This window comes from Asticcacaulis excentricus CB 48 (assembly GCF_000175215.2).
Lineage (GTDB): Bacteria > Pseudomonadota > Alphaproteobacteria > Caulobacterales > Caulobacteraceae > Asticcacaulis > Asticcacaulis excentricus.
Map to the genome: position 1 here is coordinate 1,151,468 of NC_014817.1, position 25,559 is coordinate 1,177,026.

Consider the following 25,559-nt stretch of genomic DNA (forward strand, 5'->3'; position numbering starts at 1 on the left):
ACATTTTGAGCGAAATTAAAGCCACTCAGGCTTGACTTGCGGGGGGAGGGCGGTGGAATCTCTCGACCCTTACATGGGTATTCAGGAGGCTGGATGAGCCGCGAAGTGGAGGCACTGAAAGCCGCGGATGAGGCTGAGATACGTACGCGTATCCGCCGAGCGACCGCGCCGTTTGTGGTGCGTGGTCTGGTGGCGCAATGGCCGGCGGTTCAGAGGGCGCGGGAGGGGGCGGCTTCGCTGGCGGCTTATCTGCAGGGCCTCGACAACGGTCGCCCTGCCGGGGTGCTGACGGCCAGTGCGCATCTGAAAGGCCGGTTCGGCTACACACCCGATCTTGAAGCTCTGAACTTCAGTCACGCGCAGCAAACCCTCTCCGAAGTCATGGCGACGCTGGTGCGTCTGAGCGGCCATCCGATGCCGCCGGGCCTCTATCTGCAATCGGCGCCGGCTCGCGACCATGCGCCTGAGTTCGCTGTGCAAAACCCGATGCACTTGCTGCCGCCAGGGATCGGGCCGCGTCTGTGGGTCGGCAATGCGACGCGGGCGGCGTTGCATAATGATCACGACCTCAACCTGGCTTGTCTGGTGGCCGGGAGGCGGCATTTCCTGCTCTTCCCGCCGGAACAGGTGCGTAATCTGTATATAGGCCCTCTTGGTTACACGCCATCCGGACGACCAATCAGCATCGCCGACCTCGATACCCCAGACTTCGAGACATTCCCACGCCTGCGTGAGGCCTTTGAACATGCGCAGGCGGTGACGCTGGAGCCGGGGGATGTTCTGTTTATCCCGCGCTACTGGTGGCATCAGGTCACGGCAGAGGGACCGGTGGGCGTGCTGGCCAACTTTTGGTGGGGCGGATATGCGAATCCGCTGGAAGACCCGGCAGTGGTGTTCAATCAGGCGCTGGGCATTATGGCCGGGCTGAGCGAGGCCGATCGGGCCTACTGGCGCGAAATGTTCCGGCTCCACATTGCCGACCCGCTCCCGGCACATTTTGAGCACTTGCCCCCTGACGCACGGCAGATGACCGAGGCGGAGCGTCGCGCGCTGGTCGCCAGTGTAGAGCAGGCTGTGCGCGGCTATATTCGTGAATAGCCATAAAAAAACGGCAAGCCCGCAAGCCTGCCGTTTTTTTTTGCCTTAGAGAGACGCCTTACGCCTTACGCCTTGCGCGGCTTGCGGGCGGCCTGGCGACCACCGGTGCCGAGGCCCATCTGCTTGGCGAGGTTGGAGCGCGCCGCGGCATAGTTGGGGGCGACCATCGGATAATCCTTAGGTAGGTTCCACTTGGCGCGGTATTCTTCGGGGCTCATATTGTACTTGGTGCGCAGGTGACGCTTCAGCGACTTGAACTTGCGGCCGTCTTCCAGACAAATGATGTAGTCGTCCGAGATCGACTTTTTGATCGACACAGCAGGGGTCTTGGCTTCTTCGACCTTTGCTTCCGGTTCACCGGTCAGACCGCCCAGTGCCTTGTGCACCGAGTGAATCAGAGCGGGCAATTCAGATGCGGGCACCGAATTATTACCGACATAGGCGGTGACAATATCGACAACCAGATCGGTCAGCTTGTTTTGTTCTTCCATAACCAAGAATCCTTTTTACCTTTCCTTCCCCAAAACAGCAGTTTGCCCGCGAAGTCAACTGAGCTGACATAAAAAATTGAAATAAATGCCGATATGGCGAAGTTTCCAGTGCGTGAAACCCCGGATAATTGTGTCCACAATAGTATAGAGCAACGGACATTACTGGACAGCAGTGTCTATCCTTGCGTGTGGCCGGAGTGAGCTTGACTTAACGGAAGGGGCGGACCTCAGGGGCGCGACCCCGGTCCCCGCAGCGGATTGGCACGGGCCGCGACGCCGTCGGGCAGGCGGACCTGATAGGGGCTCCATTCAGGGCGCGGGGTGGGGTAGTCGGTGGAAATATACTGCGCGCCCGAGGCCAGCGCCTTTGTGAAGCGGCTGAGATCGTTAGTGCGCGCCTCAATTGTCGAGTCATCGGCGCGGGTGCGCACCACAAAGCCCGCTTTCACCGCCGCCTGAATGCGCTCGAACTGTTTCACCGGGTCGTTAAGGGTGAAGTAGGCGGCGTGGTCGGCGTCTTCTGAGACGGAATTGACGAAGACCGGCAAGCCCTCCAGCGAGGCGTGACCGCGCATATAGACAGTGATCTTTGCCGTACCTTCGTCCAGCGTGAAGAAGACCATGCCGCGTGCCGCCTCCAGCGTCGGCCAGCCGCCAGCCATCGCCCCCTCACGTAGCGTTTTGTGCGCGCCACGCACCTGATCCGGCGTAATGAGCCGCTCCGGCCCGAAGACCGAGCGAATTTCTGCGTCCAGCGCGTCGAAGGCCTTAGCGTCGTAAGCGAGTGGTTTCACGCCGCCGTCGAGGCTGGGGGCGCCATCCTTAGCATTCATCATGATCAGCAGGGGGACGTGGTCCGGGTGGCCGTCGGACCAGTCGCGGATTTGCCTCAGGCATTGTACGAAGGTGTGGCAGTGGCTGCGCACATCGGCATCGGGCATGTGCAGCACCTTGAAGCCGGGCCTATCCATATCCGTGGCGTCATAGGTCTCGCCGCTGATCTGCGGCAGGCGCGGGTGGGCGTAGCGCCCGCCGTCCGGGTCGTAGAGGACGTCGATCTCAAGCTGACGCATCCCCAGATCAAGTTGCGTCATCAAAGGCAGATGACCATAGTCGAGCGCCTTCGCCCCCTGCGCATTGCGGACGGCAATCAGGGCCAGTTCTTTCGGCGGAATAGCGATCTTGTAGCTGTTGTGCGTACCCACCGCCTGAAGGTCGTTCATGTGCAACCCGACGGGTGCGGACGGTTCCAGCGACGGCTCTGCCGCGAGGACGGGCAGGGCGGTCACAGCCGCGACAAGCGCGACAACGGGCCACAGGTTCGGGCGACGGGTCATAGGTTCATCTTCTCAGTTCTCAAAAGCCTCTGTAGCGCCCGTACCACGCCCGCATGACAAAATGACGAGAAAACGCAAGCGAACGGCGTTAGATGGGAGGTGTCATAAAACCGTATTTTTAGTGACAAGACGGTTTCACAAATAAAACATACCTGCGCCTCAATCCGCCGCGTCCTCCCCCTTTGCGGTGGCTATGGGAGCTATTTGATGTCTGTTTCGCAAAAGACGCTGCTGGCGGGGGTCGCCTGCGGCGTTCTCAGCCTGTCGCTTATCTACGCCGCGCCGGCCTTGGCGCAAACCCCGGCCCTGGCACAAACCGAAGGTGCTGCCAAGGCTTCGCCCGCCGCTGACACAGAAGAGGTCGTCGTGCGCGGCTTCCGCAAGTCGCTGGGTCAGGCTCGCGCCCTGAAGCGCAATTCGGATATCGTCTCCGACGTCATCGTCGCCGAGGATATGGCCAAATTCCCTGATCTGAACCTGGCGGAATCGCTGCAACGCCTGCCGGGCGTCGCTATCAACCGCGAAGGCGGCGAAGGCCGTCGCGTCTCACTGCGCGGACTGGGCCCCGACTTCACCCGCGTGCAGCTCAACGGCATGGAAGTGCTGGGCAATGTCGACTCGCCGATGGATTCGCGCGGTCAGACCTCACGCGATCGGGCCTTCGACTTCAACCTGTTCGCGTCTGATCTGTTCAACAAGGTCGATGTGAAGAAATCCTTCTCCGCCGAGCAGGACGAAGGCGGCATGGCCGGGACGGTCGGCCTTTATACGGCTAAGCCGTTCGACTACAAGCCGGGCCTAAAGGGTGCGTTTTCTCTGCAAGGCGGCACCAATTCCAACACCGAAGACTTCCAGAAACGCGGCGCGGCCATGCTGTCGTACAATCACGACGGCAAGTTCGGCGCGCTGCTCTCGGTCGCCTACGGTGAGCGCCAGACGCAGGAACAGGGCTACAACACCTACGGTGCGGGTAATCAGAAGGCCCTTGCCGCCAATGTCAGTAAGCTGAGCGCCTCTGATCAGGCGCTGGCCACCGCCGGCCTGCTGGTCTTCCAGCGCGGTAACCGCCTGTCGGTGTGGGGTTCGAACCAGACGCGCCTTGGCATCACAACGGCTCTGCAATGGCGTCCGGTGGAAAACCTGACCCTAACGCTCGATGCGCTGCATGGCGAATTCACCAACAAGCGTGACGAACTGCATCTGGCCACCCGCGCCAGCGTCGGTTCGACCGTCCTCGGCACGGCCATGACCCATTCGGGCATCCCGGCTTCAGCGCAGAAGGCCCCCAGCCTGAATTCGATCCAATATGACGAGTACTACAGCGTCCTCTATGCCGACGTCGATAATACGGTCTTCGCCACAGAAACCCGCCGTCAGAAGGCCGAAAACACCTTCGATCAGGTGGTCCTGACCGCCGACTGGCAGGTGTCAGACACGCTGAATATCAACGGTCATATCGGTAAGGAAAAGTCCACCTACGACCTGCCCTATTCTGACAAGTTCTATATGGAAGCCTTTGGCGGCCTGATCACCGACTACACGCAGGACCCGTATTACGGCCGTAATACCTACAAGTGGGACACGACCGACCCGAACAACTACCGCGCCCACGAAATCGACTTTTTCAGCAGCTATCAGACGACCGAGCTGGAAAATGCCGAACTCAACGCCGCCTATGCCTACGGCGATAACCTAACCTTCAAGGCCGGTCTGTCCTATCGCAGCTTCGGCAATTCGGGCCGTCAGTACACCAATGACGACCTGCTGAAGGCCGAGTGGGAAAACGGCACCTGGGGCACGCGTCCGGACGACAAGGTTAACAGCTATTACAAGCTGTTCACCGGTCACAAGGACCAGTCGTGGGTCATCGCCGACTTTGACAAGGCGCTCACCTATTACGGCGTGACGCGCACCGTGAACTGGGTGCGCAACGCCGATTACAGTGTCACCGAAGACACCAGTGCCGCCTATGCTCAGGTCGATTTCAAGGGCATGCTGGGGGGCCGTCCGGTACGCGGCAATGTCGGTCTGCGCGGATATGAGACGGAACTGACCTCCGAAGGCTTTATGAGCGTCAACGGCACCTCGAAGCCGGTCACGACGTCGAAGACCTATTCAGGCACGCTGCCGGCGTTCAATCTGGTGGTTGAAGCGTCCGACAATGTGCAGGTGCGTCTGGCGGCATCGCAGAACCTCAATCGTCCGTCGCTGACGGCCTATGCCATGAACGGCACGGTCAGCAATGACACCACCACCAACACCATCACCGTCTCGACCGGCAACCCCAATCTCGAACCCTATACGTCCGACGAATACGATCTGGGCGTCGAATGGTATTTCGGCCGCGTTGGCATGGTCACCGGCGGTGTCTTCCATAAGGACATCGACAATCTGGTCGTGTCGAAGAAGGTGACGAATGTCTCCTACGCCGCGACCGGCCTGCCGGAAGGTCTGAGCACCGGGGTGACGGCCAACAGCACGGTCAACGAATATACGCGTCCGATCAACCTCAATAACGTCAAGCTGACGGGCTTTGAGCTGAGCGGTCAGACGGACTTCGTCTTCCTGCCCGCGCCGTTCAACAATCTGGGCATGGTCGCCAACGTCACCTTTATCGACACCACCACGATCAATTCGGTGCAGGGCGTCGATGTGAAGGGGCCGCTGTGGGGCGTGTCGGACGTCAACCACAACCTGACGATCTACTATGAAACCGCCAAGTGGGGCGCGCGTGTCTCTGAAAACTTCCGCTCTGACTATCCGATCGACGGCGGTGGCTTTGCCTCGACCACCTATGTAGACGCGGCCGCCTTCTGGCAGGTGACGCCCAGCCTGCGCCTGACGCTGGACGGTATCAACCTGACCGACGAGAAGGAAATCCAGTACAACAGCTTCTGGCCGGGCGGTAATTCCGCACGCGGGGCCAAGCGTCTGTGGAACACCACGACGTCGGGCCGCACGGTGTTCGTCGGCCTGAACTGGCAGTTCTGATCCGACTTTTGTGTCTGAATGGAAAACCCCGGAGCGAAGGCTCCGGGGTTTTTTTGTGCCTTTTTCAAGCCGCCGTTTCGCTCAGCGTATCCGCGCCCAGAATGTCGCTCAGGCGCTGCGGACGGCCCAGCAGATAGCCCTGAAGCTGATCAACCCCCAGCGTGCGCAGGGTCTCGCGCTGGTCGTCGGTTTCCACCCCTTCGGCGACGATGGTCAGGCCGAAGGCGCGGGCGATCAGTATGGTGCTTTCGATGATCACACGGCTTTGACCGCTCAGGTCGGCGACGAAAGACTGGTCGATCTTTATGCCGCTAACATTGAGGTGCCGCAGGCGCGATAGAGACGAGTAACCCGTGCCGAAATCGTCGATATGGATGTTTACGCCCAGCGCTTTGAGGTGTTTGATGGTTTGGGTGACCTGCTCGATATGACCGTCATCGAAGACGCTTTCGGTCACTTCGACTTCCAGACACGTAGGCGAGAGGCCGGTACGCGACAGGATCGACACCAGATGCAGGGCGAAGGTATCGAGCGTCAGTTGCTTGACCGAGACGTTGACGGCCACCTTGGCGCTCACCCCCTGACGCCGCCACTGGACGGCGTCGGTGCAGGCGCGTTCCAGCACCCAGTTGCCGAGTGCTACGATGCGGTCGGTATCTTCGGCCAGACGGATGAACTCGTCCGGGCGGATGGTGCCCAGCTCCGGATGGTCCCAGCGGCACAGGGCCTCATAGGAGAGAAGCGCGCCGGTGCGGGCACAGACGATCGGCTGATAAGCAACGTAAAGGGCGTCGCTGCCGATGGCTTCGCTGAGGGCGCGGCTGAGGTTGAAGCGGCGGCGCAGGCTTTCGGCAAAGGTTTCGTCAAAGGCGAGCGTCCGCCCGCGCCCGCTGCGCTTGACCTCGGTAGTGGCCAGATCGGCGGCGTGGACGATGTCCGAAAAGGTCTTGTCGTGGTCGGGATGGCAGGCCCAGCCGATACTGACGCCCAGCTTGAGATCGGTGCCTTCGATGTTCAGCGGGATATCGACCGCGCGCGATACGGCCTCCGACACCTCATCGACCAGCGCATGGACATCGCCGGTGACCGGGCAGGCCAGAACAAACTCATCGCCACCCCATCGGGCCAGACGGGCCTGCGGCGGGGCCACGGACTCGATCTGCTGGGCGATGGCGGTCAGCACCTTATCGCCGGCCTCGTGGCTCAGGGCGTCATTGACCTGCTTGAAACGGTCGAGGTCGAGGAAAAAGACGACGGTGCGGGTCTTAGGCTCGGCCTCGATCCGCTTCTGATGCCAGTCGAACAGACCGTAGCGGTTGAACAGGCCGGTCAGCTTATCCGTGTGGGCCAGCCGCGCCAGCCGCTCGGTGCGTTCGCTGACCTTGGCCTCCAGCACCTGATTGACCTCGCTGAGCTGTTTGATCAGGCTGAGATTGCGGTCTTCGAGGGTGAGATTGCGCACCAGAAGACGATGATTGCCACGCAGCGTCACCAGCATCACGCCGCAGAAGATCAGGCCCAGACAGCCCAGGGTGCGATGCGTATCGTCGTGGGTCAGGAGGGTCAGGGAGGCGGGCAGCAGCAGCAGGCCGATATAGACGCTGCCGGCACGCGCAAAGCTGGAGGTCACGCCCGTGGCCCCGCCCGCCAGTGCCGACAGGATGATCAGGATGGCATACTGCGCTTCGACAGACGCGGTTTCAGGGTGTTTGGCAAACAGATAGACGGCGAGAGCCGACCACAGGCTGCCGGAGACTAGCAGGCCCGCCGCATAGCTGGCCTTCCAGAACTGATAATCGCTCTTACGCCGCCAGTTGCGCTTGTCCTGATGAAAGCGCGCCCATGAGCCGCCGCGGATCAGAATGACGGTCACATGCACCAGCACCCACCCGGACAACAGGGGGTGGTTCGCTATGTCGAGCAGGAAGCTGGCCCCGACTACGCAGGCCAGATTGACCAGCAACATCGGCCCAAGGGTGCGATAGGCCTGACGCAGCAGGTGCGGGTGATACGAAACAGGATGAAACAGGGTCGGCATGAGCAATCGGATCGCAGGGAACTTAGCCCATTGATAACATTGTCATGTTAACGAACCGAGAAGATTACCCTGCCCCTGTCGTGAAAACCTACGACCCGGCCTTGATCGCCATGCTGAGGATCAGAATGCCGATGGCGATGATCTGGGTCCGCACGCGCCATTCCATCGCCTTGTTGAGCTTTGCGCCCGCTTCCTTGCCGTTTTGCGCAAAGGCGAACATGCCCATGATAAAGGTCGCTAGCACGACCAGCAACGACAGGCCGATAGCAATATTGACGATGATATCCATAGCGTGATCTTTCCGGGCGGACGGTAAAAGAGGCCCGGAAGGGGGACCGGGCCTCTTTAAGCGGTACAGATTATTTCGGCAGAACGACCTTGTCGATGACGTGGATGACGCCATTCTTTTGATAAAGGTCGGTGGTGGTGACGGTGGCCACACCGCCCGATTCATCGGTCAGCACAACCTTGCCGCCCGACAGCGAGGCGACCAGCGTATCGCCGCTGACGGTGGTGATCGTGTATTTGCCATTGTGGGCATTGATGGCAGCGATCAGGTCGGCAGCCTTCACCTTACCGGCGACGACGTGATAGGTCAGAACCTTGGTCAGCTTGGCCTTGTTTTCCGGCTTCAGCAGCGTCGGCACCGTGCCCTGCGGCAGGGCATCGAAGCCGGCGTTGGTCGGGGCAAACACCGTGAAGGGGCCGGGACCGGACAGTGTACCCACGAGGTCGGCGGCCTTAACCGCAGCGACCAGCGTGCTGAAGTTCGGGTTGCCAGCGGCAGTTTCAACGATGGTGGTGGTGGGCTTGGCCCCGTGATCGTGGGCCAGAGCGGCGGCCGGCAGGGTCAGGCTGGTGGCGAGCACAGCGATGGTCAGCTTATGCAATAGATTGCGCTTAATCATGGGTTTAGTCTCCGTCTGTTGGGGGACGCCGAACGTGGCGATAAACTCGAAATCAGAAGCGCTTCTGGATATCTATACGGCGGGTCGCGGCGTTTAGATTAGACGGCGCTACGGCTTACGCATGGGTCTGGCCCCCAAAGCGCGGGCGAGGCGCGACAGGGCGGGACGCACGGGCAGGAAGGCGCGGTAGGCGCGCTCAAGCCACCAAGCCACGCCGGGCAGGCGGGCCAGACGCGCCAGCCAGCGCCAGCCGGGCACCTGCGACCAGATGGCGATAAACGCCTGGGCCCCTGATACCAGAGTGCCATCGGGCTGACGCACGTGCAGGCGTTTCAGCGCCGCCGCACGCGGCAGATCGGGTTCTGGTCCTACCGCGCTGTCGGCCACATCAACGAAGCGCAGGGCCTCGCCCGCGCGCGCCGAATAGTAGCGGATTTCGGTGGAACAAAGGGCGCAGGACCCGTCGAAATAGACGGTCAGGCCCTCGCGGCAGACCGTGCCGCAGTCGGCGATTTCAGGGTCGGGTGTTTCGGATTTATCGGGCGTCTGGGTCATGCGCCTTTTACGCACGAAACCGCTGTTTAGACGGGTCTGGTGACCACTCTATCGCACCTTGATATAGACCGGGCTGGCATAGACCCACAGGTCCGGCCACGGGTTTTCCCCCAGCGGGTCGGACAGGGGCTCGGCCTCATCGGTCGCCGTGCCGCGCAGACGCAGATAGGCGTCGCTGCTGGCGGTAAAAGACCAGCTGAGGGTGATAGTCTCGCCGTTGCGCGTCCAGTCGGCGGGGGTGAAGGTCTTCACCACCTGCGTCGTCGCATTGCGCTCAGCCACCTGTCCGGTCACCTCACCCATGATCAGGTCCACGCGCCTCAGTTCCGGGTGGTCGCCGTGGGCGTTCGGCCCGGCGGGGTCGCGCAGGCGCACCGACACCTGCACCGTCTCGCCTTTTTGGACCGTGGCCGTGTCGCCCAGATTGGCGCCCGCGACGTCCATATCCAGTTCGCTGACCAGATCGCCGGTGGCCACAAAGACGCGGCCCTTGCGCAGGCCATCCAGAATATCCGCCGGGTCCTTGCGCGCCTTGACCCAGGTTTTGGCGTACTGACCGGGCCAGAAGTCTTCGCCGCCGTCGGCGACATTGCGATGCGAATCCGAGGTGGCGGTGACGACGAAGTGGCGGCCTTCGCCCAGCAGCGCGTCCCACACGCCGCCGAGGCGCGCCGTCATGGCATCAAACCCGCCATAGGTCGGTGACTGCTCGTAATAGCCGCGCTTGCGCAGGGTGTCGGGCGTCGCCCCGCTCTTGAGACTGGCGCCCTGATGGCCCGGCGCGCCTTCCATGCCGATGGCGACGTCGGGGGCGGTGTCCATCCAGCGGCGCAGGGATTGCGGCGTATGGCGGCCATAACCGTCGGGCGATTTCGCGCCGCGCGACGGGTGGTTGGCGATGACCAGCGGTTGGGGGTTCAGCCCCTGCATCTCAGCCAGCGCGGCGATCATGCGCGCCGGGTCGTCACGGGCCGGGTCGCGGATTTCATGGGCGTCATAGCTGCGCTCCAGATGACGCAGGGTCTCGGCCTCGTGCGGGTCGATGGCCATGATCAGGCTGGAATGGTCGCCGCCCGGTGTATTGAGTTCCAGGCCAAAAAACTGGATCAGGTCGGGCACCGCCTGACGCGCCTGCAAAACCTCTGGATAGGCCTGCTCGTAGCGCAGTTTCGACAGGCCTTCGCCGCCGTGGTCGATCAGCACGACCCAGTTCAGGCCGTACTGTTGGGCGCGGCGGGCGTTTTCGGGCAGGGTGTAGATGCCGTCCTTGCCCAGCACATAGGTGCCGTCTTCGGCGCGCTTGCCCGAAAAGCGACTGTGGACATGGTGATCCCCGGAAAGCCAGGTTCGTGCCTCCTCGGCGTGGGCGTGGCCGGTGAGAGCCACCAGTGCAGTGAAGGCAAGACAGGAAAAGCGCATGAAAAAAGCTCCCGGAAACGGGAGCTTCTTACCGGTCGAGTGTGACAGTTTTGCTGCGCTGGGTTTCAGGCGCGTTTGTCGTTCTCGAATTCCTTGCGCAGGTCGTAAAGCGTTTCGGCGATGTGCGCATACATCAGTTCGGACGCCTCTTCGCCCTTCCCGCGCATCCACAGGTCCAGAAGCGTCGAATGCTCCTGATGCGCGCGATCGTCTCGCCCGGCGGGCTCAAGATGCTTTGAGACGTAGCGTTCCGCGATGATGTTCAACCGCTCGATAATCTGCAGGGTGACCTGCCGGCCCAGCGGTCGCACCAGCGACAGGTGGAAGGCACGGTTAAGCTTACCCACCTCGCTCTTGTTATCCTCGGCGGCGGCGCGGTCCAGCGCGTCCAGCGCGTCGCGCGCGGCCTTGTGGTCGGCCGGCGTGGCCAGGGCGGCGGCACGCGCCACGGCTTCCGGTTCGATCTTCAGTCGCAGGGCATAGACCTCTTCGGCCTCAGAGGCGGTCATCGGGCGGACAAAGAAGCCGCGATTGGCCTGAGAGGTGAGGAGGCCCTCCTGCTCCAGCCGCACCAGCGCCTCACGTAATGGGATCTTGCTAACCCCCAGCTCCGCTGCCAGGGCATCCTGACGGATGGCGACCTCGACAGGCAGGGAGCCGGAAATGATCCGATCCCGGACGAGGGTAAAGATCTGTTCAGAGAGGGTTTGGACGACCAGCGCCATGCGAAACTCTTGTTTGGGTTTATATGTTATACGCTTTTTGTAACACTGTGCTGCTAACGCTAACAAGTCAACATGTGTAACCTGATTCTGCAGACATCTGATACAACGGCCTAAGAGGCTGACGTATTTGGCCGTTAAATCACAAACCCCTTGTCACAAACGCCCGTAGCGGGCAACGGCTATGCGTTGCTCGTTGCGTTTCTTTTGAGAACGAGACCGCGTTATAGGACCTGAAAACCGTCCCAGAACTGATCTTCGCGGTCAATCCAGATGGTGTTGAAACCGGTCGAGATCGCCGAGCCTTCGATGGACGGGATGATGGCCCGCTGGCCGTTTAGATCGACCTCTTTCGTCACCACGCCGGTAAAGCGGCTACAGATATAGCTCTGGTGGATAAAGGGCTCACCTACCCTCAGGCGGCCTGTGGCGTGCAGGTGTGCCAGCCGCGCTGAGGTGCCGGTGCCGCAGGGTGAGCGGTCGATGGCGCGTTCGCCGTAAAAGACGGCGTTGCGGCCGTGTGCAGGATTGACTTCGCCTTCGGCGTTTTTGGGCGCGTCCGCCCACAGGACGTGGCTGACGCCGCGAATGGTGGGGTCCAGCGGATGCACAGGCTCGTAGACCTCACGAACCAGGGTGCGGATGGTGCGGCTCAACTCGATGAGCCGCGCGGCCCCCAGAGCGTCGAGGCCGGTATACGGGCCGTCTTTGGTGGGCTCGATAATGGCGTAGTAGTTGCCGCCATAGGACACATCCAGCGTAATCGGCCCGAAGTCTGGCACGTCTATCTCAACGCCGGTTTTGGCCAGATAGGCCGGGACATTGGTGATCTTGACCGCCGTCACCTTGGGGCCATTGATCTTGTAGTCGATGTCGATAATCCCGGCAGGCACTTCGAGCTTCAGCTTGCCCGGCGTGCGCGGCGTAATCAGGCCATTTTCCAGCGCGAAGGTCACCATGCCGATGGTGCCGTGCCCGCACATGGGCAGGCAGCCGGAGGTTTCGATAAACAGGATACCGGCGTCGGTGTCCTCGAGCGTCGGCGGATAGAGGAAACCGCCCGACATCATGTCGTGACCGCGCGGCTCATAGCACAGGCCGGTTCGAATCCAGTCGAAGCGCGCCAAGAAATCCTGCCGCCGCTCGGACATATTCGACCCGCTGAGCAGCGGCGCACCGCCCGCCACCAGACGCACCGGATTTCCGGCGGTGTGACCATCAACGCAGAAGAAGGTATGACGCATGGGGCAACTCACGGACAAAGTTTTGCGGCAAAGCTGCTTTTCTCCTCCCTACCGAGTGGGGAGGAGAAAGAGCGCAACCGTTAACGGGTCGCCTTAGCCTGTAGGATTTTCTGACATTTGGAAGGGGTAAATGGACGGAACTCTGTACCCCCTGAATTACGCCGCCTTGTTGATGCTCAGCGATGGGCGGGATGCGGCGGCCTCTTCGACCATTTTGATGATCTGTGCGCGACGCTCCCCGATCAGCGGCATACGCGGCATCCGCACGCGCTCGGAGCCGCGGCCCATGATCTGTTCGGCGAGTTTGATCGACTGAACCAGGTCGTGTTCGGCATCGAGGTGCAGCAGCGGCAGGAACCAGCGGTAGATTTCCAGCGCTGTCTTGGTGTCACCGGCTTCGAGCGCCTTGACCAGCATGACGGATTCATGCGGGAAGGCCGAGGTCAGGCCTGACACCCAGCCCTGAGCGCCCAGCAGCAGGCCTTCATAGGCCACATCGTCGAGGCCGGCGAAGATGGAATATCGGCTGCCGAAGGCGTTAAAGACGTCGGTGAAGCGGCGTGTATCGGCGGCGGATTCCTTGATCGCCACGATGTTTTTCACCGGACGCAGGGCTTCGAGCGCATCATTGCCGATATTGACGCGGTAGGCGGTTGGGTTGTTGTAGAGCATGATCGGCAAGCCGGTGGCATTGGCCACTTGCGTGAAGTGCTCAACCAGCTCATTCGTCTTCGGCACATAGACCATTGCCGGCAGCAGCATCAGGCCGTTGGCGCCGATTTTTTCGGCGTCACGGGCAAAGGCGACGGCGCGCGGCGTGGTGAGTTCGGAGGTGCCGACGACGACGGGCACGCGGCCGTTGACGACTTCGACGATAGCGGAGAGCAGCGTGCGCTTTTCATCCGGCTCCAGCGAATTGTTCTCGCCGCAGGTGCCGAGCGCGATGATACCGGTCACGCCGTCCTTGATCAGATCATCGATTACGCGCTGGCTTTCGGCCACGTCAATGGATAGGTCTTCTTTGAATTGTGTGGTGACCGCTGGGAATACGCCGCGCCAATCGACTTTCATTGTTTACTCCAACTGCTTGCGTAAGAATATATACCGTATACAATATGCAATGATGCGGCGCAAGAAGGAACGTTCATTTGTCTAAGGTTATCGTTGTCGGGGGCGGAATCGTCGGTCTGTCCATCGCCCTGGAACTCCAGAAACGTCGCGGCGATGTGATTTTGCTGGACCCGGACTCCCCCCGGAAGGGCGCATCATACGGCAATGCGGGCCATATTGCTATCGAACAGGTGGAGCCGCTGGCCTCATGGAGCTTGATTCGCAGCGCGTGGCGGCGCTGGTTCGCGCGCGGCGGGGCCTTGTCCTTTCCGCCGTCAGGGATTTCCGCGTGGCTGCCCTTCGGTTTTCAACTGATGGCCGCAGCCGAACCGACGCGCTTTGCGCACGGCAAGGTGGCCCTATCCGGGCTTATGGGCGAGGCCATGCCCGCCTGGCGACGGCTGGTGCAATCGCTGGGGGCGCCCGACCTGATCCGCGAAGACGGCCACTATGTCGTTTGGGAGAGCGAGGGCTCGGCAAAGGCCGGTCTGGAGGCGTGGTCCGATACGGATACCGGAACCGCGCGTTTTCACGTCCTGACGCCGGATGAGCGGGCGGCGGTGTCGGCCCTGACGCCGCGGCCATTGCATGGCGGTATCCGCTTTGAGAACACGGGGCAGGTCGCCGACAATGTGCGCCTGCTGGCGCAGATGGAAGCATGCTATCTCGCGGCGGGCGGGCAGGCTGTGCGGCAAAGTGCGGCGGGGCTGAGCGTGCGCGACGGCCATGCGCAGGTCGAAAGCGATGACGGGCTGATGCGCGCGGCAGAGGCCGTTATCGTCTGCGCCGGGGCACGTTCCAAACCGCTGATGCAGGGGATCGGCCACGCCGTGCCGCTGATCGCCGAGCGCGGCTACCATATCCAGAGCGCGCAGCACGGCTGGTCCGCAGGCCTGCCGCCGGTGGTGTTTGAAGACCGCTCGATGATCGTGACGGGCTTTGAGGGCGGCTTGCGCGCCGCCAGCTTTGTCGAACTGAACCAGCCCGATGCGCCTGCGGACGCGCGCAAATGGCAGAGGTTGCGGCAGCATGTCAGCGAACTAGGTCTGCCGATGGGTGGCGAGGTGGCGCAATGGATGGGCATACGCCCAACGCTGCCGGACTATCTGCCGGCCATCGGGCGCAGCGACAAGGCGCAGAATCTCTACTATGCCTTCGGGCATCAGCATCTGGGCCTGACACTGGGGCCTGTCACCGGCGAGATCGTCGCCGACATGGTCGAGACGGGCGTAGGCCCTCAGGCCTTTGATATCAAGCGTTTCGGATAAGAGGTATGTCTATGAGCATTGGCGGTTCCACGATCGAGGCCGAACTGGCGAAGCTGAGCCCGCCGCAGGCCGTGCCAGCCATCGGCGATTATGAATATCAGGCGCGTCTGGACAAGGCGCGGCGGCTGACGCGTGATCTGGGGGCGAAGGCGCTGCTGGTTGGGGCCGGGGCGTCTTTGCGCTATTTCGCCGGGGTACCGTGGGGCGCGTCGGAACGGCTAGTGGCCATGCTGCTGCCGGTCGAGGGTGAGCCGTTAATCATCTGCCCCTATTTCGAGCGCGGGTCGCTGGAGGCCGATCTGAAGATCCCGGCGGAGCTGCGCCTGTGGCAGGAGGACGAGAGCCCGCACGCCCTGATCCACGCGGCCATGCAGGACCTGGGCGGCGGCGTGCTGGCCGTCGATCCGGCCATCAGCTTCGAGATGGTCAGCCGCCTGATGCGCGAGACCGGCCTTGAGGTGCGCGAGGCCTCGGCGGTGATCAATGGCTGCCGCATGTATAAGTCTGAGGCCGAACTGGCCCTGATGCAGCAGGCCAAGTCGATGACCGAAACCGTGCACCGGGCCACGGCGCGCATTCTAACAGAGGGCATCGCCACGACCGAGGTGATCAACTTTATCGAGGCAGCGCACCGCCGGATGGGGGCGGCGGGCAACAGCTTCGTCATCGTGCAATTCGCCCAGGCCACCGCCTATCCGCACGGCCTGCCGGGGGTGCAGACGCTCAAGGAAAATGATCTCGTCCTGATCGACACGGGCTGTCACGTGCAGGGCTATACGTCCGACATCACCCGCACCTATGTCTATGGGCAGGCGACGGCGGAGCAGCAGCGCATCTGGAACATTGAAAAAGAGGCGCAGGCCGCCGCCTTTGCCGCTGTCGAGGTGGGCAAGCCGTGCGAGAGCGTCGATTACGCGGCCCGCGCCATTCTGGAAAAGCACGGGCTTGGGCCCGACTATCAGTTACCAGGCACGCCGCATCGCACAGGTCACGGCATCGGCCTGAGCATCCACGAACCGGCCTATCTGGTGCGCGGTGAAAAGACGCCGCTGATGCCGGGCATGTGCTTTTCGAATGAGCCTATGATCGTGGTGCCGGAACGCTTCGGTATTCGTCTGGAAGACCATATGTACGTCACGGAGGACGGGGCGAAATGGTTTACGGAACCCCAAGCGGCCATCGACCGGTTGTGAGCGAGTAAATCCAAACAGATGATTGCCATAGTGTATACCGTATAATAAATTGGTCTGAATCTACAGATAAGGGCAGATCATGGTCAGCAAGGTGGGGGCGCGCCGCGTCCTGTGTGCGGTATCGGTTTCGTGTCTGGCGCTGCTGGCCGCAAGCGGCGGGCAGGCGCAGACGGCGACGGAGCTGAAGGCCATAGCCGATGCCCCGCCGCCCGATGTCAGCGGTCGCGCCGAATGGGAACAGCCCGAAGTGCTGGCGGTCAACCGTCTGCCCATGAAGGCGACCTTCTTCAACTATGAGAGCGTGGAAAAGGCCGTGGCGGGTCAGATAGCGGCTTCGGCCAACTATCTGTCGCTGGATGGCACGTGGAAATTCGCCCTGTCCAAAACGCCGGAAACCCGCCCGGTGGACTTCTACAAGCCCGATTTCGATGTCTCCGACTGGGGCACGGTGCAGGTGCCTGGCATCCTTCAGGCGCAGGGTTATGGCGTGCCGCTGTTCAGCGGAGCCGGCTATCCGTTCGGGGCCAATGAGCCCTATGTCCGCCACGAGGTGAATGAGATCGGTTCCTATCGCCGCGATTTTGAGTTGCCCAACTGGAGCGGCAAGGATGTCTTCCTGCATATCGGTGCGGCGGGCGCAGCCTATTACATCTGGGTCAACGGGCAGAAGGTCGGCTATTCAGAAGATTCCAAACTGCCGTCAGAGTTCGACCTGACGCCCTATGTCCGCACGGGCGAGAACACCATCAGTATCGAGCTTTATCGCTATGCCGACGGCTCCTACCTTGAGGATCAGGACTTCTGGCGTTTGTCAGGCATCGAGCGCTCGGTCTATCTCTATGCCGAACCGAAAACGCGGCTGGGCGACTATACGGTCACGGCCCTCCTCGATAAGGCCTATTCGGACGGTGTTTTTGCGTTGGAGGCCGAGCTAAAAGGGGTCAAGGGGGAGGGGACCATCACCGCCACCCTGTACGACGGCGAAACGGTCGTGCTGGCGGCCAGGGGACGGGCCACCTCGGATAAGCCGGCCCGGCTTTCGGGCACGATCAAAAACGTCAGGCAATGGTCGGCGGAGACGCCGAACCTCTATCGCATGGTCATCGAATACCGTGATATCAAGGGTGCGCTGGTCTCGGCCACCGCGAAAAAGATCGGCTTCCGCACCATCGAAATCCGCAATGGCGAAGTGCAGGTCAATGGCAAGCGCGTTATGATCAAGGGTGTCAACCGCCACGAGCACGACCCCCATACCTTCCGCGTGGTGTCGCCGGAAACGACGCGCAGGGACATGGAACTGATGAAGCAGGCGCATGTCAATGCGCTGCGGATGTCGCACTATCCCAACGATCCGCACGTCTATGATCTCGCCGATGAATACGGCCTCTATGTGATGGATGAGGCCAATATTGAGAGCCATACCTATATGGCCATGATCCGTGACATCAATCAGCGCTACAAGGCCCAACTGGGCTATAAGCCGCACTGGTACGCAGCGCACCTCGACCGCGTGTCGCGCATGGTCGAACGCGACAAGAACGTCACCTCGGTCGTCTTCTGGTCACTGGGTAACGAGGCCGGCATCGGTCCGGCCTTTGAGCGCGCGGCAAAGTGGGTGCGCGACCACGACAAGACGCGCCTGCTCAACTTTCTGGGTCACGGCACGATCGGCGAGGAGCACCGCCCCAACGCCTATGTCGATATCTACGCCCCCATGTACGACAGCCCGGTCAAGATGGCCGACTATGCAAAGGACAGCCGCTACAACCAGCCGATGATCCAGTGCGAATACGCCCATGCTATGGGTAACAGTCTGGGCAATCTGGAGGACTATTGGGAGACGATCCGCGCCTATAAGAAGCTGCAAGGCGGCTTTATCTGGGACTGGGTCGATCAGGCGGTGATCCGCAAGGACGCAAAAGGCCGGGATTACTGGGCGCAGGGCTTCGACTTCCCCACCGGTGAGTGGCAGGAGGATTCGACCATTGGTGACGGCGTGGTGCAGGCCGACCGCACGCCGGACCCGGAATATTACGAGCTTCAGAAGGTCTATTCGCCGGTTGTGTTTGAAGGCGATCCCAAAGCGGGGACGCTGACGGTCGTCAACCGCAACGACATAATCGACCTGTCGGGCTATGCCTTCGGTTGGAAACTTGAAAAGGACGGGTTGACGGTAAAGACCGGCACTTTGATGGGCGTCAATGCCCCGGCGGCAGGCCGCGCGGCGGTGCCGCTCGATCTTGGTGCTGTCAGCTATGACCCGGCGGCGGAATATGTGCTGACCGTCTCGGCCGTGGCTGCCGATGACCGTATGCCGGGCCTGCCCAAAGGCGCATCTATGGGCTGGACGCAGTTTGTCCTTCAGACGCCGCGCCCGGCGGCCCTGACCGCCAGCGGGCCGGTGAAAGTCACCCGCACGGCGTCAGCCGTCGAATTGAGCGCCGGGCGGTCGCGACTGACGCTTGATGCGAAGACCGGCCTGCTGAGCGCCTATGTCGTCAACGGGCAGCTGCTTCTGAGCGGCGGTATGCCCTATTTCTGGCGCGGGCCGACCGATAATGACATCGGCACGGGTGTCGTCACCAGCCACGCCATCTGGAAAACCCTCAGCGAGAAGCGCACGCTGGAAACGCTGGATGTGTCTGACGCCGGAGAGGTCAAGGTCGGCTGGCGCGTCGGGGCGGGTTCGGTGCGCTTTACGACCACCTGGCACCTGTACGGCGACGGTACACTGAATGTGAAGGCCGACTATGTGCCGCTACGCGATGACCTGCCTGATCCGCTGCGCGTCGGCCTAAGGTTTGCAACCAGCCCTGCCCTGACGGATCTTCAGTGGTACGGCCGCGGGCCGCAGGAATCCTATGCTGACCGTAAGACCGGGGCGGCCATCGGCCTCTATCAGGGCAAGGTGGCGGATCAGTACCACAATTACGTCCGGCCGCAGGAGTCGGGCAACAAGACCGATGTGCGCTGGATGACCCTGACCACGGCGACGGGGCAGGGGGTGCGCGTCACCGGTCATCAGCCCCTCTCGGCCAATGCCCTGGCCTTCCCGGTCGAGGACCTTTATCAGCAGCCGGTGGGGCAGCGCCATTCGTCGGATATTACGCCGCGCGGCGACGGCACGCTGATGATTGATTTGCTTCAGACGGGGGTGGGCGGCGATACAGGGTGGAATACGGTTGGGCGTCCGCACGTCAAATACCGCATCCCCAATGCGCCGCTGAGCTATGGCTTTACGCTCAGCCCGCTGGGTCAATAGGCGGGGGGCGCGGAAGTGGTGCCGCGCACGATCAAGCTGAACTCGAGCCGGTGCGCTTCTTTGGTTCGCACAGCCAGGTCACCCCCCAGCCCCTTAACCAGAATGTCGACAGCCCGTTCGCCCATATCGATTATAGGCTGACGGATGGTGGTCAGGGGCGGCCAGACGCTTTCAGCACCGGGGCTGTCATCGAAGCCCACTATCGATAGGTCTAACGGGATAGACAGGCCGAATTTCGAGGCTGCGGTCATCAAACCAAAGGCGACCAGATCGCTACCCGCAAAGATGGCTGTTGGGCGGTCGGCCTGTCTGAGAAGGGCTTCGCCGGTTTGGATGGCGCCTTTGGCAGTAGCATTACTGACCGTGATTAGGGGATAGGGCGGCACACAGCCCTTTTCGCGAAAGAAGCGTGTATAGCCGTCATAACGGTCGATACTCGCCCCCGTTTCCTGAAAGCCGACATACATGATCTGACGGTGCCCCAGGTCCCAAAGGTGCGCCATGACCTGTTCGGCGGCGGCTGTGTCGTTCATGTAGATGAAGGAGGCGCGTTCCAGTTCGACGCGCGGGGCAATGCGCACATAGGGAATCCCTAGCTCCTCGATGATATCGAGAATGAAAGGGTTGTCACACATGGGGGGCGGCACGACCAGGGCATCGAAGCGCGACGAGCCCAACCGACGCAGCACGCTTTGCCGGTCCTCCCTCTCCATGTCCCGGCACGATTCCATGATCATATGATAGCCATGATGGCGCGCGGCGCGCATCACGCCGGTCTGCAACGCACTGTAATAGTAATGGATTTCGTCACTGAAAACGAGCAGCCCGACCAGATAGCTGCGCGAGCCGGGTAGCGACCGCGCCGCCGCATTGGGCTTGAAATTGTGCGCATCGACGATGGCCTGCACGCGGGCGCGTGTGGCTGCCCCGACGCCGGTTTCATGATTGAGCACGCGCGAGACCGTCTTGATCGAAACCTGCGCCTCACGCGCAATATCTATGATGGTCAGTTTTCTCATAAGGCCGCGCAGAGTGGAGGGAAGATGTTTTTTTCCTCTGTTCTCAGACGAAGTAAACGCTTTTCATGACCGCGGCGGATGTCAGGCCGTGGCCCGACATCCGTTCCGGTTTCTTTTTTTTAAGGTTTGCGGGTGGCGGCCTTCATCTGCGCGCTGGCCGTCAGGCCGGTATCTTCGGCGTCCTGAGCCACAGAGATATCGTAGCGACCGGCGGGCTGCATCCACTTTTGCGCCTTTGCATCAAAGCGCGAAAGCAGGCGCATATCGGCGGAGAGGGTGACGGTGGTGCTCTGACCGGGGGCCAGATCAACCTTGGAGAAGGCGATCAGACGCTTGGCCGGGCCATCCGGCATGTGGTTGAGATAGACCTGCGGCGCGTCCTTGCCACGTACGCTGCCCGTATTGGTGACCTTAAAGCTGACGCTCAGGGTGTCGCCGCCTGTCACCTTGACGTCGCTATAGGCGAACCGAGTGTAGGACAGACCATAACCGAAGGGAAACAGCGCCTTCTGACCCAGAGCGGCGAAGCGGCGGTAGCCGACATCGGCTCCTTCGTCATAGACCACATCGAAGACCTGACCGTCCGGCAGACCCAGACCTGGTAGGTCGGCGCGCGGATAATGGGAGATGGAGGTGGGGAAGGTGACGGGCAGGTGGCCCGACGGATTGACCTTACCGGTCAGCACATCGGCAATGGCTTCGCCACCGCGGTCGCCCGAATACCACGCGGCGAGGACCGCCGGGGTCTTTTTCAGCCACGGCATGGCTACGGCCCCGCCGGTTTGCAGCACCACAACCGTCTTCGGATTGGCCTCGGCCAAAGCGGCGATCAGGGCGTCCTGTCCATTGGGCAGGCTGAGGTCGGGGGCGTCCTCGCCTTCGGCCATCCACTGATTGCCAAAGACGATCACAAGATCGGCCTCTTTGGCCTTGCGCACGGCTTCGGCGGTATAGCGGCCCGTGTCAAAGCGGATAGTCATGTGCGGCAGGCGTTCCTTCAGCGCTTGCAGCGGTGAAGAGGGGTGGAAGTTCATGCGGTTAAAGGCCGCCATCATGCCTTCGCCCCCAACGGGCAGGGCGATCTGCGCTGCATCGGCGGTGACCTGAGATGAGCCGCCACCTGACAGAACACCCGCATCTGCGTGGCCGCCGACGACCAGAATGGTCTTCGCGCTGGCCGCCAGAGGCAGGAGGTTACCGTCGTTCTTGAGCAGGACAATGCCTTCGGCTGCGGTCTGACGCGATACCTCGCCATTGGCGGCACGATCGACGGTAACGGCGGCCGGCGCGTCGAACAGACCGGCAGCGAACATTGAACGCAGGATCCGGCGGCTCATGTCGGAGACCCGGCTGGCGGGCACAATGCCGGTCTGCACGGCGGCCTTCAGCGGGTCGCCGAACCACACCTGCTTGTCGAGTTGTTCGCCCGACTGCTGATCGAGGCCTTTCAGCGCGAAGTCGGTCGCTTTGACCGCGCCCCAGTCTGACATGACATAGCCTTTGAAGCCCCAGTCGGTTTTCAGCACTTTGTTGAGCAGGAAGTCATTGCCGCAGGCATAGGCCCCGTTGACCAGATTGTAGGCGCACATGACCGAGCCGGGCTGACCCACCTCATAGGCGATCTGAAACGCCAGCAGGTCGGATTCGCGCATAGCGGCTTCGGAAATGACGCTGTTGGCAAAGTTGCGGCCCGTCTCCTGATCATTGACGGCAAAATGCTTCATGGTGGCGATCAGGTTCTGGCTCTGGATGCCCTTGATGGCTGCCCCGGCCATGTGCCCGGCCAGCAGCGGGTCTTCGCCGACATATTCGAAATTGCGCCCGCCGCGTGGATCGCGCGCCAGATTGACTCCGCCGGCCAGTTGCACATTAATTCCGCGTGAGCGGGCCTCCTGTCCCACCACGACGCCGCCCTTGTAGGCGAGGTCGGTATTGAAGGTGGCCGCCAGTAGCAGGCTGGAGGGCAGGGCGGTGGCCGTGTCGCCGGGGCGCACATTGCCCGGATTGGTAACGCCCAGAGACGCATCACTTTCCTGCTGCGCCGGGATGCCCAGGCGCGGCACGCCGGGGATATATCCCGCCGACCCGATCGCCTCCTTGGGCAATTTCATACCCGGAGAGAAGGGGATCGCCATGGGCCCGTGCAGCAGGCTGAGACGCTCATCCAGAGTCAGTTCCTTTTCCAGCAGGCTGGCGCGCTGATCCGGGCTGAGCGTGCGGTTCTGCCATGGCTTTTGGGGCGTGGTCTGGGCCTCCACGGCGCAGACGGAAAAGGCCAGGAGGAGGGCGGTAGCCGAAACGGCCCGCAGGGTTCTGGTGCATGTAGCGGTCGTCTGGGTCATGTGCATTCCCTGTTGCGTAAGTCCGTTCGGCGACGGGTTCGCACGCCGGGCTTTTCATTATGTGAGCGGCCCGATGGGATGGCCAAGGACAGTCTGGGTAGGGGTATCGAACGTGAGACACGTTGCCGGATGGACTTCATCCATAGGGGTGGATTTTGAGACAACGTTGTCTCAAATATTCCCGGATTTCGTCGTTCGTCAAGGCCTTTTGCGTCCGTCACGGGACCGTGTCTGGTCGGGAGGGGAGCGGAAGTGTCGCCGTTCCGCCCGTAAAGACTGCCTGTAAAAGGGTCTGGCTGCGGGAGGCTTGCGGGCTTCGGGTCGCAGAGTTGTGTAGAGTCAAAGGTCTTTAAAACCCTTTCTACGGAAGGTATCTGTGTGCTGCGCTTGCGAAAGCTCCTCATGTCTCACAAGGCGTATCGGGCAGCGCTTTGGCAAAACAGTCATGATTTCAGCGCGCTTGCGTTTAGGGGCTCGACCCTGTGTTGCCGTATTGACAACGTTATCCTAATTCGTCAGGCTGGGTATACGTGGAAAACGTTTGAGCGGGGGTGGCTTTGACCACAGGGGGAGGCCTGTCGGCTGAAAAAACCTCTGTCAGGCGCGAGATGATCGACGCGGAGACTAACCACGGCGTCCACAGTAGAGACCTTACAAAAACAAGACCCCTCAGGGGTCAGGCGAGGAAACAACATGGCTATAGTGTCGCTCTTATCCGCCAGCCGGCTGGCTCTGGCGATGGTTGCCGGTAGCGCGGTGGCAATGACCGCGGCGCCGGTTGAGGCGGCCGGACAGGTGCCGGTCGAAACGGTATCGGGTGCGGTGAAAGGTGTCACCGTCGATGGTGTGGAATCGTTCAAGGGTATCCGCTTTGCCGCGCCGCCGCTCGGTGAACTGCGTTGGCGTGCGCCGCAGCCTGCAGCCAAATGGTCGGGGGTCAAGCTTGCCGACACCTTCGGCAATGACTGTATGCAGACGCCATTTGGCGGGGATGCCGCGCCGCTGGGGGCCAAACCGGGTGAAGACTGTCTCTATGTCAACGTCTGGCGTCCCGCTGGTGTATCGAAGACCGCCAGATTGCCGGTCATCTTCTGGATCTATGGCGGCGGCTTCGTCAATGGTGGGTCGTCGCCCCCCGTTTATGACGGTGCGTCTTTTGCGCGCAAGGGCATCATCATGGTCAGCGCAAACTACCGACTGGGGCGCTTCGGCTTCTTCGGTTTTCCACAACTGACCAAAGACAACAAGGATAACGGGTTACTCGGCAATTACGGCTATATGGATCAGATTGCTGCGCTGAAGTGGGTTAAGGCCAATATTGCGGCCTTTGGCGGTGATCCGGATAATGTCACCATATTCGGCGAGTCCGCAGGCGGCGGCTCGGTGCACACCCTGATGACCTCGCGCCAGTCGCAGGGCCTGTTTGCCAAGGCGATTGTGCAGTCGGGCGGCGGACGGGGCAATCTGATGGGCAACCGCACCCTGTCGGAAGACAAACCCGGCCTGCCGTCGGCGGAAACGCTTGGTGTCAATTTCGCGCAACGTAAAGGGATACAGGGCACAGGGCCGGAGGCCCTGGCGGCGCTGCGCAGCCTGACGGCGGAAGAGGTCAATGACGGCCTCGGCATGATGACCATGAGTCAGGCCGCTCAGACCTATGGCGGACCTATGGTCGATGGCGTGATCGTGGTTGAGACGCCGCAAGCCGTCTATGAAGCCGGGCGTCAGGCTAAGGTGCCCTTTATCATCGGGGCCACTACAGCCGATATCGGCTTTGGCTTCGCCCCCAGCAAGGATGCGGCGTTTGCGGCCTTCGGTCCGCTGGCGGACAAGGCGCGCGCCGCCTATGACCCCGACGGCAGCAAGTCCTTGCAGCAGGTGAATACCGAAATCGCCATGGACAAGGCGATGATCGAGCCGTCGCGCTTCGTGGCGGCCACGCTTTCCGCGCAAGGGCTTTCGGCCTATGAGTTCCGCTTCGGCTATGTGGCGGAGTCGATGAAGGCCGAATGGAAGACCGGTGCGCCGCACGCCACCGAAATTCCCTACGTCATGAATACGGTCAAGGCCAAGTACGGCGACAAGCTGACACCCACTGACGCGAAGATCGCCGATCAGACCAACAGCTACTGGGCCAATTTCGCCAGGACGGGCAATCCCAATGGTCCGGGCCTGCCGCACTGGCCCGCTTATAATGCGGCGAAGGACGAACTGATGCTGTTTGCCGCCGATGGCGTGCCAGTCAGCAAGCTTGATCCGTGGAAGGCACGCATGGAGGTCACGGCGGCCGCGGCATCCCTGCCACCCCCGCCCCCTCCGTTGACCCGTACCGCCGATGGCCATTACGGCAGCAAGGTGTCGCCGCTGGGGGACATGCTGGACGATGCCGCTGCCAAGGGCGTGCTGAGCAAGTACATCCCCGACGTGGTCAACAGCCCGCAGATTGGCATGGCGCGGGGCCTGACCCTGCTCGCTTTACAGGCCTATATTCCCACCCTGACGGATGATCTGCTGGCGAAAATCGACGGTGATCTGGCCACCCTTCCGGCCAAAAAATAAGGC

18 protein-coding genes are annotated in these 25,559 nt (G+C 61.7%); 6 read left to right on the forward strand and 12 right to left on the reverse strand.

Going from position 1 to position 25,559, the window contains the following annotated elements:
* The first annotated feature begins 93 nt into the window (after positions 1–93).
* Positions 94–1,098: a cupin-like domain-containing protein gene (locus ASTEX_RS16835; protein ID WP_013480836.1), complete on the forward strand. Its 1,005-nt coding sequence runs from the start codon at positions 94–96 to the stop codon at positions 1,096–1,098.
* A 65-nt stretch (positions 1,099–1,163) separates the two neighbouring features.
* On the opposite strand, the gene ASTEX_RS16840 is transcribed toward ASTEX_RS16835, so the two are convergent.
* Positions 1,164–1,589, reverse strand: coding sequence for a Ros/MucR family transcriptional regulator (locus ASTEX_RS16840; RefSeq protein WP_013480837.1), 426 nt, complete (start codon positions 1,587–1,589; stop codon positions 1,164–1,166).
* 227 nt (positions 1,590–1,816) lie between these two features.
* Entirely contained in the window at positions 1,817–2,926 is a 1,110-nt protein-coding gene (locus ASTEX_RS16845) for a phosphatidylinositol-specific phospholipase C1-like protein (protein WP_013480838.1), read from the reverse strand.
* 207 nt (positions 2,927–3,133) lie between these two features.
* Here ASTEX_RS16845 and ASTEX_RS16850 point away from each other — a divergent pair, with 207 nt between their 5' ends.
* Complete coding sequence (locus ASTEX_RS16850) at positions 3,134–5,917, forward strand: TonB-dependent receptor (RefSeq protein ID WP_013480839.1); 2,784 nt, start codon at positions 3,134–3,136, stop codon at positions 5,915–5,917.
* A 64-nt stretch (positions 5,918–5,981) separates the two neighbouring features.
* Here the strand turns inward: ASTEX_RS16850 and ASTEX_RS16855 are convergent, their stop codons facing one another.
* From ASTEX_RS16855 to ASTEX_RS16890, 8 genes are all read right to left on the reverse strand, one after another.
* Positions 5,982–7,955 (reverse strand): putative bifunctional diguanylate cyclase/phosphodiesterase, encoded by a 1,974-nt coding sequence (locus ASTEX_RS16855; RefSeq protein ID WP_013480840.1) that lies wholly within the window; start codon positions 7,953–7,955, stop codon positions 5,982–5,984.
* 88 nt (positions 7,956–8,043) lie between these two features.
* The gene (locus ASTEX_RS16860; protein WP_013480841.1) at positions 8,044–8,244 is read right to left on the reverse strand and encodes an HIG1 domain-containing protein; all 201 of its coding nucleotides are present in this window, start codon (positions 8,242–8,244) and stop codon (positions 8,044–8,046) included.
* A 70-nt stretch (positions 8,245–8,314) separates the two neighbouring features.
* Complete coding sequence (locus ASTEX_RS16865; protein WP_013480842.1) at positions 8,315–8,863, reverse strand: fasciclin domain-containing protein; 549 nt, start codon at positions 8,861–8,863, stop codon at positions 8,315–8,317.
* Between the two features lie 108 nt (positions 8,864–8,971).
* Entirely contained in the window at positions 8,972–9,418 is a 447-nt protein-coding gene (locus ASTEX_RS16870; protein WP_013480843.1) for a thiol-disulfide oxidoreductase DCC family protein, read from the reverse strand.
* A gap of 48 nt (positions 9,419–9,466) precedes the next feature.
* Positions 9,467–10,837, reverse strand: coding sequence for a CehA/McbA family metallohydrolase domain-containing protein (locus ASTEX_RS16875; protein ID WP_013480844.1), 1,371 nt, complete (start codon positions 10,835–10,837; stop codon positions 9,467–9,469).
* Between the two features lie 65 nt (positions 10,838–10,902).
* Positions 10,903–11,562 carry a GntR family transcriptional regulator gene (locus ASTEX_RS16880; protein ID WP_013480845.1) on the reverse strand — a complete coding sequence of 220 codons (660 nt, stop codon included), beginning with the start codon at positions 11,560–11,562 and terminating at the stop codon, positions 10,903–10,905.
* A 221-nt stretch (positions 11,563–11,783) separates the two neighbouring features.
* On the reverse strand, positions 11,784–12,803 hold the full coding sequence (locus ASTEX_RS16885) for a 4-hydroxyproline epimerase (RefSeq protein ID WP_013480846.1): 1,020 nt from the start codon (positions 12,801–12,803) through the stop codon (positions 11,784–11,786).
* A gap of 156 nt (positions 12,804–12,959) precedes the next feature.
* A complete protein-coding gene (locus ASTEX_RS16890) occupies positions 12,960–13,874 on the reverse strand; it encodes a dihydrodipicolinate synthase family protein (RefSeq protein WP_013480060.1) in 915 nt (304 codons plus the stop codon).
* Positions 13,875–13,951: 77 nt separating this feature from the next.
* Between ASTEX_RS16890 and ASTEX_RS16895 the strand changes: the two genes are divergently transcribed.
* From ASTEX_RS16895 to ASTEX_RS16905, 3 genes are all read left to right on the forward strand, one after another.
* Positions 13,952–15,181 carry an NAD(P)/FAD-dependent oxidoreductase gene (locus ASTEX_RS16895; protein WP_013480847.1) on the forward strand — a complete coding sequence of 410 codons (1,230 nt, stop codon included), beginning with the start codon at positions 13,952–13,954 and terminating at the stop codon, positions 15,179–15,181.
* Positions 15,182–15,186: 5 nt separating this feature from the next.
* Positions 15,187–16,374 (forward strand): M24 family metallopeptidase, encoded by a 1,188-nt coding sequence (locus ASTEX_RS16900; protein ID WP_041659427.1) that lies wholly within the window; start codon positions 15,187–15,189, stop codon positions 16,372–16,374.
* Between the two features lie 79 nt (positions 16,375–16,453).
* On the forward strand, positions 16,454–19,636 hold the full coding sequence (locus tag ASTEX_RS16905) for a glycoside hydrolase family 2 TIM barrel-domain containing protein (RefSeq protein ID WP_013480849.1): 3,183 nt from the start codon (positions 16,454–16,456) through the stop codon (positions 19,634–19,636).
* Here the strand turns inward: ASTEX_RS16905 and ASTEX_RS16910 are convergent.
* Together ASTEX_RS16910 and ASTEX_RS16915 are read right to left on the reverse strand one after the other, a co-directional pair.
* Complete coding sequence (locus tag ASTEX_RS16910) at positions 19,630–20,655, reverse strand: LacI family DNA-binding transcriptional regulator (RefSeq protein WP_013480850.1); 1,026 nt, start codon at positions 20,653–20,655, stop codon at positions 19,630–19,632. The genes ASTEX_RS16905 and ASTEX_RS16910 overlap by 7 nt on opposite strands.
* Positions 20,656–20,774: 119 nt before the next feature.
* On the reverse strand, positions 20,775–22,997 hold the full coding sequence (locus tag ASTEX_RS16915) for a glycoside hydrolase family 3 C-terminal domain-containing protein (RefSeq protein WP_013480851.1): 2,223 nt from the start codon (positions 22,995–22,997) through the stop codon (positions 20,775–20,777).
* Positions 22,998–23,690: 693 nt separating this feature from the next.
* On the opposite strand from ASTEX_RS16915, the gene ASTEX_RS16920 reads away from it, so the two are divergent.
* The gene (locus ASTEX_RS16920) at positions 23,691–25,556 is read left to right on the forward strand and encodes a carboxylesterase/lipase family protein (protein WP_013480852.1); all 1,866 of its coding nucleotides are present in this window, start codon (positions 23,691–23,693) and stop codon (positions 25,554–25,556) included.
* The last annotated feature ends 3 nt before the right edge of the window (positions 25,557–25,559 follow it).

Coding starts and splice junctions, on each gene's coding strand:
- ASTEX_RS16835 (WP_013480836.1), top strand. CDS start 94: ATGAGCCGCGAAGTGGAGGCACTGAAAGCCGCGGATGAGGCTGAGATA.
- ASTEX_RS16890 (WP_013480060.1), bottom strand. CDS start 13,874: ATGAAAGTCGATTGGCGCGGCGTATTCCCAGCGGTCACCACACAATTC.
- ASTEX_RS16855 (WP_013480840.1), bottom strand. CDS start 7,955: ATGCCGACCCTGTTTCATCCTGTTTCGTATCACCCGCACCTGCTGCGT.
- ASTEX_RS16880 (WP_013480845.1), bottom strand. CDS start 11,562: ATGGCGCTGGTCGTCCAAACCCTCTCTGAACAGATCTTTACCCTCGTC.
- ASTEX_RS16845 (WP_013480838.1), bottom strand. CDS start 2,926: ATGACCCGTCGCCCGAACCTGTGGCCCGTTGTCGCGCTTGTCGCGGCT.
- ASTEX_RS16870 (WP_013480843.1), bottom strand. CDS start 9,418: ATGACCCAGACGCCCGATAAATCCGAAACACCCGACCCTGAAATCGCC.
- ASTEX_RS16920 (WP_013480852.1), top strand. CDS start 23,691: ATGGCTATAGTGTCGCTCTTATCCGCCAGCCGGCTGGCTCTGGCGATG.
- ASTEX_RS16905 (WP_013480849.1), top strand. CDS start 16,454: ATGGTCAGCAAGGTGGGGGCGCGCCGCGTCCTGTGTGCGGTATCGGTT.
- ASTEX_RS16875 (WP_013480844.1), bottom strand. CDS start 10,837: ATGCGCTTTTCCTGTCTTGCCTTCACTGCACTGGTGGCTCTCACCGGC.
- ASTEX_RS16840 (WP_013480837.1), bottom strand. CDS start 1,589: ATGGAAGAACAAAACAAGCTGACCGATCTGGTTGTCGATATTGTCACC.
- ASTEX_RS16900 (WP_041659427.1), top strand. CDS start 15,187: ATGTCTATGAGCATTGGCGGTTCCACGATCGAGGCCGAACTGGCGAAG.
- ASTEX_RS16850 (WP_013480839.1), top strand. CDS start 3,134: ATGTCTGTTTCGCAAAAGACGCTGCTGGCGGGGGTCGCCTGCGGCGTT.
- ASTEX_RS16885 (WP_013480846.1), bottom strand. CDS start 12,803: ATGCGTCATACCTTCTTCTGCGTTGATGGTCACACCGCCGGAAATCCG.
- ASTEX_RS16865 (WP_013480842.1), bottom strand. CDS start 8,863: ATGATTAAGCGCAATCTATTGCATAAGCTGACCATCGCTGTGCTCGCC.
- ASTEX_RS16910 (WP_013480850.1), bottom strand. CDS start 20,655: ATGAGAAAACTGACCATCATAGATATTGCGCGTGAGGCGCAGGTTTCG.
- ASTEX_RS16860 (WP_013480841.1), bottom strand. CDS start 8,244: ATGGATATCATCGTCAATATTGCTATCGGCCTGTCGTTGCTGGTCGTG.
- ASTEX_RS16915 (WP_013480851.1), bottom strand. CDS start 22,997: ATGACCCAGACGACCGCTACATGCACCAGAACCCTGCGGGCCGTTTCG.